This is a genomic window from Leucobacter chinensis, from assembly GCF_019049105.1.
GTDB lineage: Bacteria > Actinomycetota > Actinomycetes > Actinomycetales > Microbacteriaceae > Leucobacter_A > Leucobacter_A chinensis.
In genome coordinates this window covers 55,825-71,307 of sequence record NZ_JAHQZR010000008.1, presented here as the reverse complement: position 1 = coordinate 71,307, position 15,483 = coordinate 55,825, and the positions used below count along the sequence as shown (strand labels likewise).

The following is a 15,483-nucleotide window of genomic DNA, read 5'->3' as shown; positions in this document are numbered from 1 at the left end:
CGGGTCGTTAGCGCGAACTGCTGTAGGCGCCCGAGGCGGGCATGCCGCCGAGCAGCTGCCCCACGTTGACGACCATGAATCCACGATTTTCGAGCCCGTCGAGCACCTGCTCGATCGTGTCGGCGCTGCTGTCGTGAATGTCGTGCTGCAAGACGATTGAGCCCGGCCTCGCGACGGGAACAATGCTCGACACGAGATCGTCACCCGAGACACCCTTCCAATCTTCGGTATCGACATCCCATAGAATTGCCGGCATCTTCGCGATCTTCAGCACGGCATCGTCGTAGGCGCCGTAGGGCGGCCGAAAGGCGGTTGGGGCGACACCGGTCGCGGCGACGATGGCCTTGCTTGTACGGTTCAGCTCTTTGGCGACGGCCTTCTTTCGGTCTTCTTCGCTCGGCATATCGTCGGGGTCGGTCTCGTCGCCGTTGGCATCGATCGTACCCGCGGCGAGCTTCGAGAGGTCGAGGTGAGACCAGCTGTGGTTGAGCGCCAGGTGCCCGTCGGTCACCACACGCTTTGCTGCGGCCGCGTAGCTTTCGACACGGCTACCGACCATGAAGAACGACGCCGAAGCCCCGTGGTCGCGCAGCGCATCGAGAATGGTCGGGGTGAGTGCCGAGGGCCCATCGTCATAAGTGAGCGCGACGCAGACGAAGAGTGAGCAGTCGATGTCGCGTTTGCCCGGCAAAACAGCGTCGGGAGCAACCAGCGGATCTTCGCTGTTGATCGCCGCCATGATCGACTGCCCCGTCTCACTGAGCGCGGTGGTCGCGACCTCGGGTGTGAGCTTCAAGGTGCGCGCCTCGGCCAGGGGCTCGCTGCCGAGGGCCTCGAGTTCTGGGGTCTGGAACCCCTGCGGAATCGTGAGGTGCAGGGCGCCGTCGGTGAGTGGCACCGCAGAGTCAAGGATGGCCTCGATGAGGGCCTCGTCGGGGTCGCTTTGCGGGGGCATAAGGCTAAGGCCCCGGGCTTCATGGCGCAGGGTTTCAGTGATCGCTTGCCACACGATGCGTGGCCCTTCGTCGTTCCACAGGTGCTTGGCGGGAACGGTCGTTGCGCGAGAGGTATCGGTGATGACCGTGACGACGCGGTCAACCGGCTTTTCGCCAAGCGTGTTGATCAAACGAATGCGTTGCACGAGCAGGGTCGATGCTGCGGCCATCACGTCGCAACTCATGGAGACCCCCTCATGCTTTGCGGGCGCGAGTGCGGGGTCGCGCAGCACCTCGTCTAAGGGCGAGAACGTCGAGCCCTCCACACACCCGCGGTCGCTGAGCCCGGCGGTGGTGTCCTGCGCCTCCGGCGAGTACTGCTTGTCGGTGGCCTTCTCTGCGTCACCAATGAGTGAGCGCACGAGGTCGAGCGTGACCGAGTTGTGGTCGCCCGAGGCAGGGGTCATGAGAAAGCGCGCGTTGAGGCCGAGCGAACCGTTCACGATGCGGCTCGGCACGAAGCCGTTCGCTGTTGCGGGGTCGAGCGGGTGCAGCGGTTCATCGATGGTGGCCCCGGTTTCTTGCGGCTCGGGAGCCTGCCACTCGACAGCGTCAACATCGGCCCACTCGGTCGGGGTAAACGCGGGAACCCAGGGCTCAAGCCAGCCGGGAAGCCCCGCGAGCACAACGCTCATCGCAACCGCAAGACTCTGCCGCATCATCGTTCGACCGCCTTCGCCGTGGCGATAAGCTCTGCAACCGCGGGCAGTACCTCGTCGAGGTCACGATCTTTCGTTGACACCGTCAGCGTGGCGAAGGCCTTCGCCCGCTCATCGCTTCCCTTCGCGAGGGCGACGACCAGCTTTTCAGGTTGCCGTTTCTTTTCGTGCCCGAACACCGATACCGCGACAACGTCGTCGCTGACGGCCTCGATGCGGGTTTCGGTGTGGTCGTGCCACCCCTCGATCGCCTCTGCGAGCGCGGTCTTTGCCGAGGGAGAGGCACCGTGCATCCAGGTTGAAACGAGCACCTCGACCGAGAAATCTGGGCTTTTCAAGAGTGCCTGCTCAGGCTGGTACAGCGAACGCTGCACAACCCAGCCGTCGGCGAGCGTGAGGCTCAGTTGCGCATCGTCGCGAGGCACGAGATAGTCGGTATCGCCCTCGACTCGGGTCGCGAGCCCATCACCGATGAGCGGCTGAATAACGGGGCGCCACAGGGCAAGTACGGCAACGGCGAGGAGCACGAGAAAGGCCGCGACAATGAGCAATACCTTGCCCGCGGCTCCTGAGTCGTCTCGCATGATGCGGGTGAACGTTCTCGGGGCCATACCCGTATGCTACGCCTACGCCCGGTGCGCAAACACGTGGAAAAAGCTCGCTGTCACCAAACCGTTATCGCGGCACACCGATGAGCAACGTCGCGTTGTGCCCGCCAAAGCCAAGGGAGTTCGTGAGCACGAGATCGCCCACGAAGGGCCTCGCCTCACCCGTGACCACGTCGAGCGCGACTCCCTCTGGCACGTCGAGCGTTTCGAGGTTGAGCGTGGGTGGCATGAGGCCGCGGCGCAGCGTTTCGACGGCGACGAGCACCTCGAACGTTCCCGAGACACCAATCATGTGCCCGCTAACCGACTTGGTCGCGGTGACCGGAGGCACGGTGTCACCGCCGAACACCGCGGCAAGCGCGAGTGCCTCACTGTGGTCGCCGAGCGGCGTGCTCGTGGCGTGCGCATTCACGTGGCCCACGTCGCCGGCTTCACGGCCTGCATCGGCGAGCGCTAAATGCATCGCCCGCGAGGCTCCCTCGCCCCCAGGATCAGGCGCTGTCGCATGATGAGCGTCAGAGCTCGCGCCGTAGCCCTCAATCACGGCGAGAATTTTGGCACCTCGCGCGAGTGCCGAGCGTTCGGTTTCGCACACGAGCGCAGCCCCGCCCGAGCTCATGACGAAGCCCGAGCGAGCAGCGTCGAATGGACGGCTCGCCCGTGCGGGCACCGCGTTGAAGTCGCGGGTGAGCGCCCGAATGTTCGCGTTCGCGGCCATGTTCACGGGGTTCGCGCAGTGGTCGCCAGATGTCACGATCATCGCGTCGGCGTAGCCGTGCCGTAGCGTGCGCAGCGCCTCTCCGATCGCCATCGCGCCAGAGGCGCAGGTCGCCGAGACGCCGTGGGCCGCGCCGAGCGCCCCGTAGCGCACGCTCAGCACGTTTGCCGCAGAGTCGGTTCCTCCATATACGACGACGCCCGGTCTCACTCGCGCAGGACCCCGCTCGTCGAGGGTTCTCGTAGCCTCCTGCATGAGGGTTGAGGCGCCCGAGCTTGAGCCGACCGAAACACCAAGTCGGGTCGGGTCGGCAATGAGCGGATCGCCACTGCGATGCCCCGGGAAAGCCTGGTCGATGGCCTCGCTGGCCGCTGCGATTGCGTAGAGCGCGTGTGGGTCGAGGCGTTTCGCGTCGGCTGGTGACACGACGCCAGAGGGGTCAAATCCCCGTACCTCGCCGCCAATCGTCACGACCATGTCGCTCGTGTCAAACCCCTCGATGGGACCGATGCCGCTGCGCCCAGCGAACACGGCGTCAAGGCTCGTTGGGGCGTCTAGCCCCAGCGGCGTCACGGCGCCCATTCCTGTGATGACCACTCTCTCGTTCACACCCCGAGTGTACGGGTTCGAGGTGCGAAGTGGTCGTGGGCCCCGTGTTAGAGCCTCGTGTATGACCCCGCCTCGAGCTCGGCGCGCACCTCGACGCGGCGAATCTTTCCGCCGACGGTGCGCGGAAAATCGTCGGCAAGGTAGTAGCGGTGTGGCACGAACTGTGGCGGTAAGAGCTCGCCGAGCCGGGCATTCACCCTCGCTTTCTCAGGTGAGGGTTGCCCCGGCGTCGCCTCGATGACGGCAACGAGAATCTCGCCGAGGAGGCGGTGAGGTTGCGTTACAACGCAGCACCGTTCGCAGCCGGGAACGCCCTCGAGTGTTCGTTCGATCTGCACGAGCGAGACCTTATGCCCACCCGTCACGGCGATATCGCCGGCGCGTCCTTCGAGCAACAGCTTGCCGCCCACGAGTCGCGCGCGATCGTTGACCGTCGCCCAGCCGTCGGCACCCGTGATGAGCGCGCCACCCGTGGTCGAGATGTAGCGGTCACCCTGTGAACCGACCCGCACGAAGAGCTGCCCGAGCTCTCCCTCCGGAAGCTCTGCCCCGTTCTCGTCTCGCACGCTCAGCGAAAGACCGTCGAAGGGCTCGAGCAGGGCACCGTCACCCTCGGTACTCCACGCGATGAACCCAATCTCGGCGGCACCGTAGTAACTCAGAACGGTCGCATCAGGCGCAACCTCTTCAAAGCTCGTGCGCAACGCAAGGCTGAGATTTGCACCGCCAATCACCGCGTCGGTGAGCCTCGTGAACTGCACATCGTCGCGCTTCGCGGCTTGCGCGAGCGCGGGCAGCACGGCGGGCACCGCGACGAGCCTCGTGACGGGCTTTTCGACGAGCAGCCTCGCGGCGTCGATCGGGTCAAAACGACTCTGCAGCATGATCGATCCGCCGGTTCCCAGCACTTCGACGAGGGCGTAGAGCGTGAGGCTGTAGGCGAGCGGACCGGGCGCGAACGTCAGTTCTGCTGGCTTTGCTCGCAGCCAGCGCTCGCTGACCCGAACGTTGTAGCGCCAGCTCTTTCGCGTGCGTAAGAAACCTTTCGGCAGGTCGGTTGTTCCCGAGGTGAAAATGAGCAGGAAGGGTTCTTCGTCGTCGCGCACGGTTGGCGGCTGCTCCCGCTTCTCAGTCTCACTCACCCGATCGAGTCGAGCCCGGTACTCGTCGAGGCCAATGATCACGCCGGGCCAAGAACCTTCGACAAGGGCATGGCCGAGTGACTCGTCATCGGTCACCACAATTTGGGCCCCCGAGCGCACAATCGAGCGCACCCGGTGCTCGATAGGCCAGAGCGGATCAAGCACCGAGGTAACCGTTCGGTAGCCAGCAAGCACCGCGACGAGCTCTGCGCTATCGAGTACGTGAGTCAATGAGATCGAGATGACCGGAATATCGCCGATTTCGTCGGCGAAGGTGATGCCAGAGAGCGCTTCGACGCTGATTTGCCCAAGCAGGCTATCAACGACCGCTTTGTGGGCTCCTGACGAGCTGGAAAGGTCACCGTACGTGATGCTGCGCACCCCATCGGTCAGGGCAACGCGTTCGGGTTCGTTCGATGCAACCTCGAGCACCGTGCGGGTGTATGGCATGAGTCTCCATTCTCTGCTCGAAAATACTGTATCAAGGCCGCTATAGTCACGTTTACATAACGTTGCGTTTGCCATACTGCTCACTTGCCAAACGCGTGTTGCGCAGCCCAACTCTGGCTAATTTTGGCGCTTTTTGGCGACGAAAAAACCGGAGCGTTGTTACAGTAGACGAGTTGCCACCGGAGAAAAGCCGCTCATCGAAGGCTGATGTGCGCCGAGGTTTTCTCCTGAGGCCCCACCCGCGATACGCGGGAAAACGGGTAACGCTCGAATTCCACGGGGGTTCGATTTGGGGTACCAATTTGCGCATTCATACACAGAACTAGTTGACAGGGAAAAAACTTTGGGGAATCAAGAAACGATCATGCAGGGTTGGGTGGTTATCGCCCTTCTCGTGCTCTTTTACGGCGGCAGCCTCATCATGTCACTTCGCATCAGCAAGAAGAGCGAGAACGCCGACGAATACATGACGGCCGGAGGAAAAATCGGGTTCGGCATCTCGGCCGCGTCAATGACCGCCACATGGATTTGGGCCTCGTCAATGTACGCCTCGGCTACCTCGGGCTACACCTACGGCATCTCAGGCCCACTGCACTATGGGCTCTGGGGAGCCCTCATGATTCTGTTCATTTACCCCTTCGGCAAGCGCATTCGTAAGGTCGCTCCGAAGGCGCACACGATCGCCGAGGTCATGTATGCGAGGCACGGGCGTTCGAGCCAGCTCATGCTCGCCGTTTCAAACGTGCTCGGCAGCGTCATCAGCCTCACCACGAACCTCATCGCGGGTGGCGCGCTCATCGCGATGCTCTCGCCGTTTAGCTTCGGGCAGGGCGTGATCGCGATCGCCGGCGGCGTGCTGCTCTACACCGTCTGGTCGGGCTTTCGCGCCTCGGTACTCACCGACGTCGCTCAGGTGGTCGCGATGCTCGGCGCAGCGGCAATTCTCATTCCCGTGATCTTCTTCAGCGCCGGCGGCCCGGCCATGTTTACCGAGGGCGCGGCAAACCTCACGCCAGAGCAGTCGAACTTCTTCTCGTCTGAGGCGTTCTTGAATCAGGGCGCCCCGTACATCGCAGCAGTGCTCGCATACGCGATCGGAAACCAGACCATTGCGCAGCGTCTCTTCGCGGTGCGCGAAGATCTCATCAAGCCAACCTTCATTACCGCGACGGTGGGCTACGGCGCGACCGTGATCGGTATCGGCATGCTCGGCGTCATGGCCCTGTACCTCGGCATCGAGCCCCTGGGCGGCGACCTCAACAACCTCGTTCCGCAGATGGCCGCCACCTACCTCACGCCGACCCTCATCGCGCTCTTCTTCGTCATGATCATCGGTTCGCTCTCTTCGACGGCCGACTCTGATCTCACGGCACTCTCAGCGATCATGATGGCCGATGTCTACGGTCAGAACGTCGCTGGTCGCGGCAAAGCGAACCCGAAGCGCATGGTCTTCATCGGGCGCATCACCATGGTCATCGCGATGGCCGCGGCGCTCTACTTCGCGACCGGCAAGATGAACATTCTCGACATGCTCGTCTTTGTTGGCGCGCTCTGGGGCACCCTCGTGTTTCCGGTCATCGCGAGCTTCTACTGGAACCGGGTCTCGAACGTTGCCTTCACGGTTGGCACGTTGAGCGCCATGGCGGCCTTCTTGCCCGTGCGCTTCGAACTCATCCCGGCGAACCCGGTGACGAACTTCCTCATCGACGTGCTCTCGATCGTGGGCGTCGGCGTCGTGATCGGCCTCATGGCCTTCGGGTTCTTCGGCCTGAAGCCCGCGCTCTGGGCGGGCGGTATCGCGAGCGTGATCGTGACGCCGTTTGCCTTAGGCGCGGTGCACGACTACGCCGTACTCAGCGGATCGCTCGTGGCCTACGCCGTCAGCACGGTCGTCACGACGCTCATCTCGTTGCGCAACAAGAAGCCCTTCGACTTCGCCCTGCTCGCCGAGCGTACCGGCGAGTTCGATGCGATCACGCCCGAAGAAGCGGTCGAGGCCGCGAAGAGCGCCCGCTAACCAACACTTCCATTCGACGTAGGAGAGTCATATGAGCCCCCTTTTTCTCACGATTTACGTTCTTATTTGCCCGGTCATCGTACTGGTCGTGCTCGCGGTCATTCTGAAGGCGTTCTTCACAGAGCTTCGTCAAGCGAAGCGCGAAGGTCGCCGCATTATTTAGCGCGGTGGCCTACTTCGGCGCCATGCGAATGGCGCCGTCCATGCGAATGGTCTCGCCGTTCAGGTAGTCGTGCTCGATGATCATCTTCGCGAGCTGCGCGTACTCGGCGGGCTGGGCGAGCCGGTGCGGGAAGGGAACGCTCTCTGCGAGAGCGTCGGTTACCCGCTCCGGCAGCCCCGCAAGCATCGGGGTGTCGACGATGCCAGGGGCAATCGTGTTCACGCGAATACCGAGCCGTGCGAGGTCGCGCGCCGCAGTAATGGTGAGGCCGACAACGCCGGCCTTCGACGCAGCGTAGGCGGCCTGGCCAATCTGCCCCTCATAGGCCGCGACCGAAGCGGTGTTCACCACGACGCCGCGCTGACCGTGCTCGAGCGGCTCCGTCTTCGACATCGCAAGGGCGCCGAGGCGCAAGACGTTGAAGGTGCCGACGAGGTTAATATCGATGGTCTTGCGAAAGAGGTCGAGGCTGTGCGCGCCGCGCGGTGAGACCGTGAGCTCTGCTGGAGCAATGCCGGCGCAGTTAACCACGACGCGCAGCGGTGCGCCCTCGTAGCCCTCAATCGCGGCGCTCACTTCGTCTTCACTCGTCACGTCGGCCGCGACGAGTGTCACTCCCTCGACCTTGGTGGCCTTCTCGATTGACGAGGCAAGATCGAGGCCGAGCACCTCGGCTCCCCCATCAACGAGAGCCTTGGCGGTTGCGGCGCCGAGCCCTGAGGCTGCGCCAGTAATCAGTGCGGTAATTCCTTGAAGCTTCATGGTTTCACCCTAACTCGGGTGACGGCTTCACGCACCCATCTTTTTCGGTGCGGCTGAGACGGGGTCACTTGGCACGAATGTCGTCACGTCAACGCTCATCGTCACCTCGATCGTGTTCCTCCCGGCCCGTTCGAGTAGCGAGGCGACCCGCGCCGCGATCTCTTCGCCGTTCACATGGTGCACGCTCGGGCCCATCGCAATGATGTTCCTGAGTTGCGCTTCGCCAAACTCGACCCGCTCCTCGCAGCGTTCCCGCCCCTGCACGGTGAAGCCCTGCATTGCCCGTTCGACCCGCTCTGCCTTGTCGTCGGCCACCTGCAGCATGCCGAGCTCGCCGACGAGCTCTGCAAGGTGGCGGTTGCTCGGCGAGACGACGAAACAGGCGCCGTCGCTCGCGAGCACACGCCTCATCTCGGCCCCGTTGCGCGGGCCGAAAACGTTCACGAGCGCGTGAACCGATCCGTCGCGCAGCGGGATACCCTTCGTCAGGTCGGCCGCAACGCCGGCGATACGCTCGTGAGCGGCGACCGCGCGCTTCAGGGCTGCGGTCGAGAGATCAAGCACGAGGCCGCGAGCCTGAACGCGGGGCTCGTCCACGTCACCAGCCGCGAGCGAGTCGAGAAGCCGGGCCGCGTAAAACCCCGATCCGCCAGCGAGATCGGCGAAGCGTAACTCGCCCTCGCCCCAGTCTCGGGCGGAGACCGCGGCGTTCAACGCACGCGAGATCGCATCAAAAGCACCTGATGCGTGCATGGCTTCGCGCGCCATCACCATAGCAGCGGTATCGGCCCGCGCGTCTTTCTGGCTGGCTCCGAGGTTGACGTACCCCTGGCGCGCAATGTCGAACGCGTGGCCACGTTCGCAGCGCACGGCGCCAGCCTCACGCCGCACGTGCTGGCTCTGCCCCGCCGCGCAGGCGGGACAGGCGAGGTATGCGAGCCAGGCATCGAGCGCCGCCGCGCGCTCACTCATACGAGCACTCCCGGGCCCACGAGATCACGGCCCGTGTTATCGCTGGGGTTGATCCACCGCATCTGCTCGGCAACGAGCTTCTCGCCACAGGCGCTGCAGACCTCAGCCCGCGTCGTCTCTTGGCCGCAGCTGCGGTGCACCATGACGATGGGCGTTCCGCCAGTCGGCGCACCGGTGTGCTTCTCGCCCCAGAGAGCAAGCTGCTGCACGATAGGAAGAAGGTCGCTCGCAGCCTCGGTCGCCGCGTACCCCTGGCGCACGCGGCCGGCGTCATCGTAATCGACTTTGGTGAGCAGGCCCGTTTCGACCATCATCTTGAGGCGCCTACTGAGCACCGCCTCAGAGATGCCGAGCGTGCCGCGCAACTGCTCAAACCGGCCGTTGCCATGCAGCACCTCTCCGACGATTAAGAGCACCCACGGGTCGCCAACCACGTCGACTGCCCGTCGAATCGGGCAGGCCTCGCCTGACCAGTCTGAGCGTAACGCCATACGAAATCGTGCCTCCTCCTGCTTCAGGTATAGTACTTTCAACGCCTGGCAACTTCGGTGATGACATGCGAGTTGCGGGGCAAGCCGCTGACGTCGTTATGAGGAGCAACCGTGCACACCACTCGCGCAATCGGGTATTCACAGAACCACCCCATCGACCACCCCGAGAGCATCGTTGAGCGTGAAATACCGGTGCCAGAGCTCGGCGCCCACGATCTTCTCGTCGAGGTGCGCGCGGTCTCGGTCAACCCGGTCGATGTGAAGGTGCGGCAGGGAGCGCCAGCAAACGGGTTCAAGGTGCTGGGCTATGACGCCTCGGGCATCGTGCGTGCGGTTGGCGACGGCGTGACCCTGTTCTCGGTGGGCGATGAGGTGTTCTACGCGGGCCAGATCGACAAGCAAGGCACGAACCAAGAGCTACACACGATCGACGAGCGGATCGTCGGCCGAAAGCCCACGACGCTCTCGTTCACCGATGCGGCGTCGTTGCCGCTCACCACGATCACCGCCTGGGAGTGCCTCTTCGACCGGCTACGCCTCACCGAGGCATCGCAGGGCACCCTGCTCATCGTGGGCGCAACCGGCGGCGTCGGTTCGGTCATGATGCAACTGTGCGAGGCGCTCTTGCCGGGCGTCACGGTCATCGCAACCGCTTCGAGCCCCGAGCGAGCAGCCTGGGCGCTCGAACGCGGCGCAGAGCACACCGTGAACCACCACGCCGATCTCGCCGAAGAAGTACTCGCGATTGCGCCAGACGGCGTCGAGTGGATCTTTACCGCTCACTCGAAGGGCCAGGTCGAGACCTACGAGCGCATCATTCGCCCTTTCGGCGATATTGTCGCGATCGACGACGGCCCGACCGATGTCACGCCGCTCAAGATCAAGAGTGTCGCCTGGCACTGGGAGCGCATGTTTACCCGCTCAATGTTTCAGACCCCCGACATGATCGAACAACACCACCTCTTAAACGCGACCGCCGCACTCGTCGATGCGGGCAAAGTGACTGCGACCACGACCCGCGTGCTGAGCCCGCTCACCGCGGCGACGGTACGCGAAGCGCACGAGCTCATCGAGACCGAGCGCACGGTGGGCAAGCTGGTGATCGCCGTGAGCGAGCAGGAGGGCGAGCACTAAGATCGAGGTATGTGCCCGCAACCCGTAACCCCAGCCTCGCGAGAGACCCCCTGGCCCGTTGCTCTCATGAGCACAAAAGTGCGGGAGTACATCGACAGGCTCGGTACGATCTGGGTTGAGGGTGAACTCACCCAATGGCAAAACCGTCAGGGCAACACCTACGGCAAGCTCAAAGACCTCGACGACGACGCGACGATCTCGCTCACCGCATGGCGCAGCGTGACCGCAAAGCTGACCGAAGAGTTCTCGCAGGGCGACCGCGTAATCGCGCTCGTGAAGGCGAACTACTGGGTCAAGGGCGGCACCCTGTCGTTCAACGTGCTCGACATCAAGCACGTTGGCCTGGGCGACCTGCTCGAGCGGCTCGAGCGGCTCAAAGCACAGCTTCGCTCAGAGGGGCTCTTCGCCCCCGAGCGCAAGAAGGCGCTCCCGTTTCTGCCCGCAAAGATCGGCCTCATCACCGGTCGTGACTCAGACGCCGAAAAAGATGTCGTGCGCAACGCAACCCTTCGCTGGCCCGATGTGCAGTTTGAGATTGCGTACACCGCTGTGCAAGGAGAGCGAGCTGCCGCTGAGGTGCGTGCGGCGCTCATCGCGCTCGACGACGATCCGAGCGTCGATGTCATCATCATCGCCCGCGGTGGCGGCGATTTTCAACACTTACTTCCCTTCAGCGACGAGGCGCTCGTGCGCGAGGCAGCACTCGCGAACACGCCGATCGTGAGCGCGATCGGTCACGAGGCCGACCGCCCCCTGCTCGACGAGGTCGCCGACCTTCGCGCTTCAACGCCGACCGATGCCGCCAAGCGGGTCGTGCCAGACGTCGGAGAAGAGCGCGAGCGCATTGCCCAGGCGAGACTCAGGCTCTCATCGCGGCTTACCCAGCTCATTACGCACGAGATCGATCGCGTGCAGTCGTTCAGGGAACGGCCCGTCATGCAAAACCCCGAACGACTCATCGATGAGCGGGCCGAAGAACTCACCCGGTGGATCGCGCGTGGCGCAGAGCTCAGCGAGAGACAGGTCGAATCGGCCGAACGCCATCTCGGCGAACTCCGTTCACAACTTGTAGCGCTCTCACCCCAGGCGACGCTCAACAGGGGCTATGCAATCGTGCAAAATGACGATCGCACCGTGCTTGCCGACCCCGTTGAGGCGCCTGAAGGCACCGGTCTCACAATTACGCTGGCGCGTGGCACACTCGCGGCGGTCGCGGGGCCCGCAACTTCACCAACAGCCTGACAACACTCCCCCTGAACCATGAGCATTGCGGGGTAGACTGGGAGCCATGTCGAATAGCAGTGCCCCCATCGCCGAGCTCTCGTACGAAGAAGCGCGTGACGAGCTCGTGCAGGTGGTGAGCAAACTTGAACAGGGCGCGGCCACGCTCGAAGAGTCGCTCTCTTTGTGGGAGCGCGGTGAGGCGCTCGCCGCACGCTGCGAAGAGTGGCTGCTCGGTGCCCGCAAACGCCTAGAAGCGGCACGCCAGAGCGCCCCGTCAGAAACCGAGGCAGAATAACCGATGGCAAGCAAGAAGCCCAAGATCGTTGCCGAGCTCGGTCGCCCAGAAACTCCCGATGAGACGGCAGCGAGAAAGGCAGAGAACTCTCGCCTGCACCGCCAGAGGCAAACCGTTAACAACCTCGTGTATTCGCTGCTCGCGAGCCTTGGCGTTGTCCTCATTCTCGTACTCATCGTGCCCCGCGGGGTGGGCGACTTCGAAGACCGTTCGGTCGATGTCGTCTCACTCGCGCACGATGCAAGCCCCACCGCCGGCATTGAACTCGTCGCACCCGCCATGCCGAGCGATTGGCTTGCCAAACAGGCCACCATTCGCTCGTCGAAGGCCGACAAGATCACGCAGTGGTACGTCGGCTACACGACGCCAAAGCCAACCGAGCAGTTCGCCGCCGTCGTGCAGGCGTTCACGCCAGAGGCCGGCCCCGCGAACGAGACCTGGATCGCCCAGTTTCTCGAGTCAAAGAGCGCGACCGGCACCGAAGAGTTCGCGGGCCACACCTGGACCGTATACGACCACCGTGACGACGACCCTGACCACACGAACGTGCTCTTTGCAATGAGCACCAACCTCGAAAACTCAACTCTCGTGGTGTACGGCACCGACGAGCCCATCGTGATTCGCGAGCTCGCTCAGGCAGCTCTCGACTCGCTCTAACCGACCGACCGCTATTCACATGAGTGATCACCCAGTAAAGGAATACCGTGACTGATACCGAATACCGTATTGAACATGACACCATGGGCGAGGTGCGCGTGCCCAAGAACGCGCTGTACGCAGCGCAGACGCAGCGTGCGGTAGAGAACTTCCCGATCTCGGGCCGTGGCCTCGAACCGGCCCAGATCGTCGCACTCGCTCGCGTGAAGCGTGCGGCAGCGATCGCCAACCTTGAGCTCGGCATCATCTCGAAAGAGATCTCTGACGCGATCGTCGCGGCGGCAGAAGAGATCATCGCTGGCAACCACCACGACATGTTCCCGGTCGATACCTACCAGACCGGCTCGGGCACCTCGTCAAACATGAACATGAACGAGGTTCTCTCAACCCTCGCGACGAAGCACCTCGGCGCACCCGTTCACCCGAACGACCACGTCAACGCTTCACAGTCGTCGAACGACGTGTTCCCCACCTCGGTACACATCGCAGTGACCGGCGCGCTCATCGAGCAGCTCAAGCCTTCACTCGAGCACCTCGCCGAGGCCCTCGAGGCCAAGGCAGAGCTGTGGAAGGAGGCCGTGAAGCCCGGCCGCACCCACCTCATGGATGCAACCCCCGTAACCCTCGGCCAGGCTTTCAGCGGCTTCGCCACCCAGATGCGTTACGGCATCGAGCGCATTGACGCGGCTCTTCCCCGCGTCGCCGAGGTTCCGCAGGGCGGCACCGCGGTTGGCACCGGCATCAACACCCCCATCGGGTTCCCCGAGAAGGTCATCGCCGAGATCGCCGCTTCGAGCGGCCTGCCCATCACCCAGGCGCGCAACCTCTTCGAAGCCCAGTCAAACCGTGACGGCCTCGTCGAGGCATCGGGCGCACTGCGCACCATCGCCGTTTCACTCACGAAGCTCACCGACGACATTCGCTGGATGGGCTCAGGCCCGAACACCGGTCTCGGCGAACTTCACATTCCCGACCTGCAGCCCGGCTCGTCGATCATGCCCGGTAAGGTGAACCCCGTTGTTCCCGAGGCCGTCATGATGGTCTGCGCCCGCGTCATCGGTAACGACGCAACCGTCGCATGGGGTGGCGCACGCGGCAACTTCGAGCTCAACGTCATGATTCCCGTCATGGGCACCGCGCTGCTCGAGTCGATTCGTCTGCTCTCGAACGCAACCCGCGTACTCGCCGACAAGACGATCGCTGGCCTCGAGGCAAACATCGAGCGCATGGCAACCCTCGCTGGCATGAGCCCCTCGACCGTGACCCCGCTCAACCGCCTCATCGGCTACGAAGCTGGCGCGAAGATCGCAAAGCACGCCGTCGCCGAGGGCGTCACCGTGCGCGAGGCAACCATCGCACTCGGCTACGTCGAGCGCGGCGAACTCACCGAGGCCGAGCTCGACAAGGCGCTTGACCTGCTCTCGATGACCCACCCGGGCGTCGCGAAGTAACGCACCGTTCAACGAAAGCTCGAGGGGCGCGGATCACGATGATCCGCGCCCCTCGTCTTTTTCTGAGCGATTAAAACATCGGTACGCCGAAAAATGCAGGAGCGCTCCCCTGCTCCTCAATGGGGTTAGGCACTTCGCCCGCTGCTGACCGGCGTCGACCCCGCTGATCAAGCAGAACGCCCAACCGCTTACGGGCGACGATCTGAGGCCACCGGTCGAGCACGTTCACGGCAGGAACCGACTTCACGAGCACCTGCTCAAATACCGAGATATGGTCGAGGCCAGGCAGCCAAACCGAGAGCAGCACGTTCGATCGAGAGACCACTGGCATGGCGAGCCGAACACCGTGCGAACGGCGCACGAAACGCATGAGGTCGGGCAGGTGCACAGCACTGCATTCCACCCAAAAGTACACCGCGGTGAGACCAAAATCATTGACCGAAAAGTCGATACGCGACATGTACCAAGGAGCCGACTGCAACACCGCTATTTGCCGCTGCACGTGCGCACGTGAAAGCCCCGTCTCACGCGCAACTTCTGCCGCCGGGCGACGCACGTCGGCCGCAAGGCTCTGAGCGATCTCGATTTGTGAAGGCGTTGGTTGAGTCGAAATGTTTCGCCTGGGTGGCACCAATGAACCAAGCTTGCTCGACTGTTGCTCGGTCAGGTCACCAAGCCGAAAGGCCGAACCCTCAACAGCAACACCGCTCACATAGGTTGTCAGCGCCCGCTCGACCCCCTCAATCGTGACCACATGCTCGTGAATGTATCGATCCATCTCGAGCATTGACTCGCCAGCGACCATCACCGCGAGGTCGTGTGCGCCCGCGCAGATCGCAATGCTGAACACGTTAGGCAGCTTCGAGAGCTCATGAATAACTGACTCCCTCGTTCCTGTCACACAGCGAATCTCGATAAAACAGCCTTGTCCAAGCAACAACGGGCGGTCTGGCAAGATACCCGAGCTTGTCCACACCACCCCATCTTCAATGAGCTGATCCCAGCGGCGCGAAAGGGTGCTCTCTGACGTTTGCAAAACCGGTGAAAGCTGCGCCCAGCTCGCCCGCGGATAAATCTGTAGCGCACTCACGATCGAACGATCGAGCCAATCAATATCTCTTTTCATGCATCAGCCT

At 63.3% G+C, this 15,483-nt stretch carries 15 protein-coding genes; 7 read left to right on the top strand and 8 right to left on the bottom strand.

The features are described from left to right. Window positions 1-7: 7 nt before the first annotated feature. The 4 genes from KTJ78_RS09910 to KTJ78_RS09895 form a co-directional block, all read right to left on the bottom strand. Window positions 8-1,657: a polysaccharide deacetylase family protein gene (locus tag KTJ78_RS09910; protein ID WP_217135231.1), complete on the bottom strand. Its 1,650-nt coding sequence runs from the start codon at window positions 1,655-1,657 to the stop codon at window positions 8-10. Further along, window positions 1,654-2,265 carry a hypothetical protein gene (locus KTJ78_RS09905; RefSeq protein ID WP_217135221.1) on the bottom strand — a complete coding sequence of 204 codons (612 nt, stop codon included), beginning with the start codon at window positions 2,263-2,265 and terminating at the stop codon, window positions 1,654-1,656. The genes KTJ78_RS09910 and KTJ78_RS09905 overlap by 4 nt, the downstream gene beginning before the upstream one ends. Before the next feature lie 64 nt (window positions 2,266-2,329). Then, window positions 2,330-3,589, bottom strand: coding sequence for a beta-ketoacyl-[acyl-carrier-protein] synthase family protein (locus KTJ78_RS13975; RefSeq protein WP_369808062.1), 1,260 nt, complete (start codon window positions 3,587-3,589; stop codon window positions 2,330-2,332). A gap of 47 nt (window positions 3,590-3,636) precedes the next feature. Next, window positions 3,637-5,181, bottom strand: coding sequence for a class I adenylate-forming enzyme family protein (locus KTJ78_RS09895; protein WP_217135219.1), 1,545 nt, complete (start codon window positions 5,179-5,181; stop codon window positions 3,637-3,639). Window positions 5,182-5,545: 364 nt separating this feature from the next. On the opposite strand from KTJ78_RS09895, the gene KTJ78_RS09890 reads away from it, so the two are divergent. Together KTJ78_RS09890 and KTJ78_RS09885 are read left to right on the top strand one after the other, a co-directional pair. Next, complete coding sequence (locus KTJ78_RS09890) at window positions 5,546-7,198, top strand: sodium:solute symporter family protein (protein ID WP_217135340.1); 1,653 nt, start codon at window positions 5,546-5,548, stop codon at window positions 7,196-7,198. Window positions 7,199-7,229: 31 nt separating this feature from the next. Continuing rightward, complete coding sequence (locus KTJ78_RS09885; RefSeq protein WP_217135217.1) at window positions 7,230-7,361, top strand: putative transporter small subunit; 132 nt, start codon at window positions 7,230-7,232, stop codon at window positions 7,359-7,361. A gap of 9 nt (window positions 7,362-7,370) precedes the next feature. Here the strand turns inward: KTJ78_RS09885 and KTJ78_RS09880 are convergent, their stop codons facing one another. Genes KTJ78_RS09880 through KTJ78_RS09870 form a run of 3 tightly spaced genes read right to left on the bottom strand, consistent with a single transcriptional unit; the run spans window position 7,371 to window position 9,586 of the window. Continuing rightward, window positions 7,371-8,123 (bottom strand): SDR family NAD(P)-dependent oxidoreductase, encoded by a 753-nt coding sequence (locus tag KTJ78_RS09880; protein ID WP_217135215.1) that lies wholly within the window; start codon window positions 8,121-8,123, stop codon window positions 7,371-7,373. Between the two features lie 27 nt (window positions 8,124-8,150). Then, window positions 8,151-9,095 (bottom strand): putative RNA methyltransferase, encoded by a 945-nt coding sequence (locus KTJ78_RS09875; RefSeq protein ID WP_217135213.1) that lies wholly within the window; start codon window positions 9,093-9,095, stop codon window positions 8,151-8,153. Next, window positions 9,092-9,586, bottom strand: coding sequence for a winged helix-turn-helix transcriptional regulator (locus KTJ78_RS09870; protein WP_217135211.1), 495 nt, complete (start codon window positions 9,584-9,586; stop codon window positions 9,092-9,094). Before KTJ78_RS09870 ends, KTJ78_RS09875 begins: the two co-directional genes overlap by 4 nt. A 111-nt stretch (window positions 9,587-9,697) precedes the next feature. Between KTJ78_RS09870 and KTJ78_RS09865 the strand changes: the two genes are divergently transcribed. From KTJ78_RS09865 to KTJ78_RS09845, 5 genes are read left to right on the top strand one after another with little or no spacing between them, the layout of a single operon-like run. Continuing rightward, entirely contained in the window at window positions 9,698-10,720 is a 1,023-nt protein-coding gene (locus KTJ78_RS09865) for a zinc-binding alcohol dehydrogenase family protein (protein ID WP_217135209.1), read from the top strand. 9 nt (window positions 10,721-10,729) lie between these two features. Then, on the top strand, window positions 10,730-11,962 hold the full coding sequence (gene xseA, locus KTJ78_RS09860) for an exodeoxyribonuclease VII large subunit (protein ID WP_217135207.1): 1,233 nt from the start codon (window positions 10,730-10,732) through the stop codon (window positions 11,960-11,962). Between the two features lie 46 nt (window positions 11,963-12,008). Beyond that, window positions 12,009-12,239 carry an exodeoxyribonuclease VII small subunit gene (locus tag KTJ78_RS09855; RefSeq protein ID WP_217135205.1) on the top strand — a complete coding sequence of 77 codons (231 nt, stop codon included), beginning with the start codon at window positions 12,009-12,011 and terminating at the stop codon, window positions 12,237-12,239. A 3-nt stretch (window positions 12,240-12,242) separates the two neighbouring features. Continuing rightward, complete coding sequence (locus KTJ78_RS09850) at window positions 12,243-12,896, top strand: DUF4245 domain-containing protein (RefSeq protein WP_217135203.1); 654 nt, start codon at window positions 12,243-12,245, stop codon at window positions 12,894-12,896. 47 nt (window positions 12,897-12,943) lie between these two features. Beyond that, the gene (locus tag KTJ78_RS09845) at window positions 12,944-14,347 is read left to right on the top strand and encodes a class II fumarate hydratase (RefSeq protein WP_217135201.1); all 1,404 of its coding nucleotides are present in this window, start codon (window positions 12,944-12,946) and stop codon (window positions 14,345-14,347) included. 70 nt (window positions 14,348-14,417) lie between these two features. On the opposite strand, the gene KTJ78_RS09840 is transcribed toward KTJ78_RS09845, so the two are convergent. Beyond that, window positions 14,418-15,473 (bottom strand): AsnC family transcriptional regulator, encoded by a 1,056-nt coding sequence (locus KTJ78_RS09840; RefSeq protein WP_217135199.1) that lies wholly within the window; start codon window positions 15,471-15,473, stop codon window positions 14,418-14,420. Window positions 15,474-15,483: the final 10 nt, after the last annotated feature.

Excerpts from the sequence above, each read along its gene's own strand:
- KTJ78_RS09885 (WP_217135217.1), top strand. The coding sequence starts at position 7,230 with ATGAGCCCCCTTTTTCTCACGATTTACGTTCTTATTTGCCCGGTCATC.
- xseA (WP_217135207.1), top strand. The coding sequence starts at position 10,730 with ATGTGCCCGCAACCCGTAACCCCAGCCTCGCGAGAGACCCCCTGGCCC.
- KTJ78_RS09905 (WP_217135221.1), bottom strand. The coding sequence starts at position 2,265 with ATGGCCCCGAGAACGTTCACCCGCATCATGCGAGACGACTCAGGAGCC.
- KTJ78_RS09895 (WP_217135219.1), bottom strand. The coding sequence starts at position 5,181 with ATGCCATACACCCGCACGGTGCTCGAGGTTGCATCGAACGAACCCGAA.
- KTJ78_RS09910 (WP_217135231.1), bottom strand. The coding sequence starts at position 1,657 with ATGATGCGGCAGAGTCTTGCGGTTGCGATGAGCGTTGTGCTCGCGGGG.
- KTJ78_RS09890 (WP_217135340.1), top strand. The coding sequence starts at position 5,546 with ATGCAGGGTTGGGTGGTTATCGCCCTTCTCGTGCTCTTTTACGGCGGC.
- KTJ78_RS09880 (WP_217135215.1), bottom strand. The coding sequence starts at position 8,123 with ATGAAGCTTCAAGGAATTACCGCACTGATTACTGGCGCAGCCTCAGGG.
- KTJ78_RS09850 (WP_217135203.1), top strand. The coding sequence starts at position 12,243 with ATGGCAAGCAAGAAGCCCAAGATCGTTGCCGAGCTCGGTCGCCCAGAA.
- KTJ78_RS09875 (WP_217135213.1), bottom strand. The coding sequence starts at position 9,095 with ATGAGTGAGCGCGCGGCGGCGCTCGATGCCTGGCTCGCATACCTCGCC.
- KTJ78_RS09870 (WP_217135211.1), bottom strand. The coding sequence starts at position 9,586 with ATGGCGTTACGCTCAGACTGGTCAGGCGAGGCCTGCCCGATTCGACGG.
- KTJ78_RS09855 (WP_217135205.1), top strand. The coding sequence starts at position 12,009 with ATGTCGAATAGCAGTGCCCCCATCGCCGAGCTCTCGTACGAAGAAGCG.
- KTJ78_RS09840 (WP_217135199.1), bottom strand. The coding sequence starts at position 15,473 with ATGAAAAGAGATATTGATTGGCTCGATCGTTCGATCGTGAGTGCGCTA.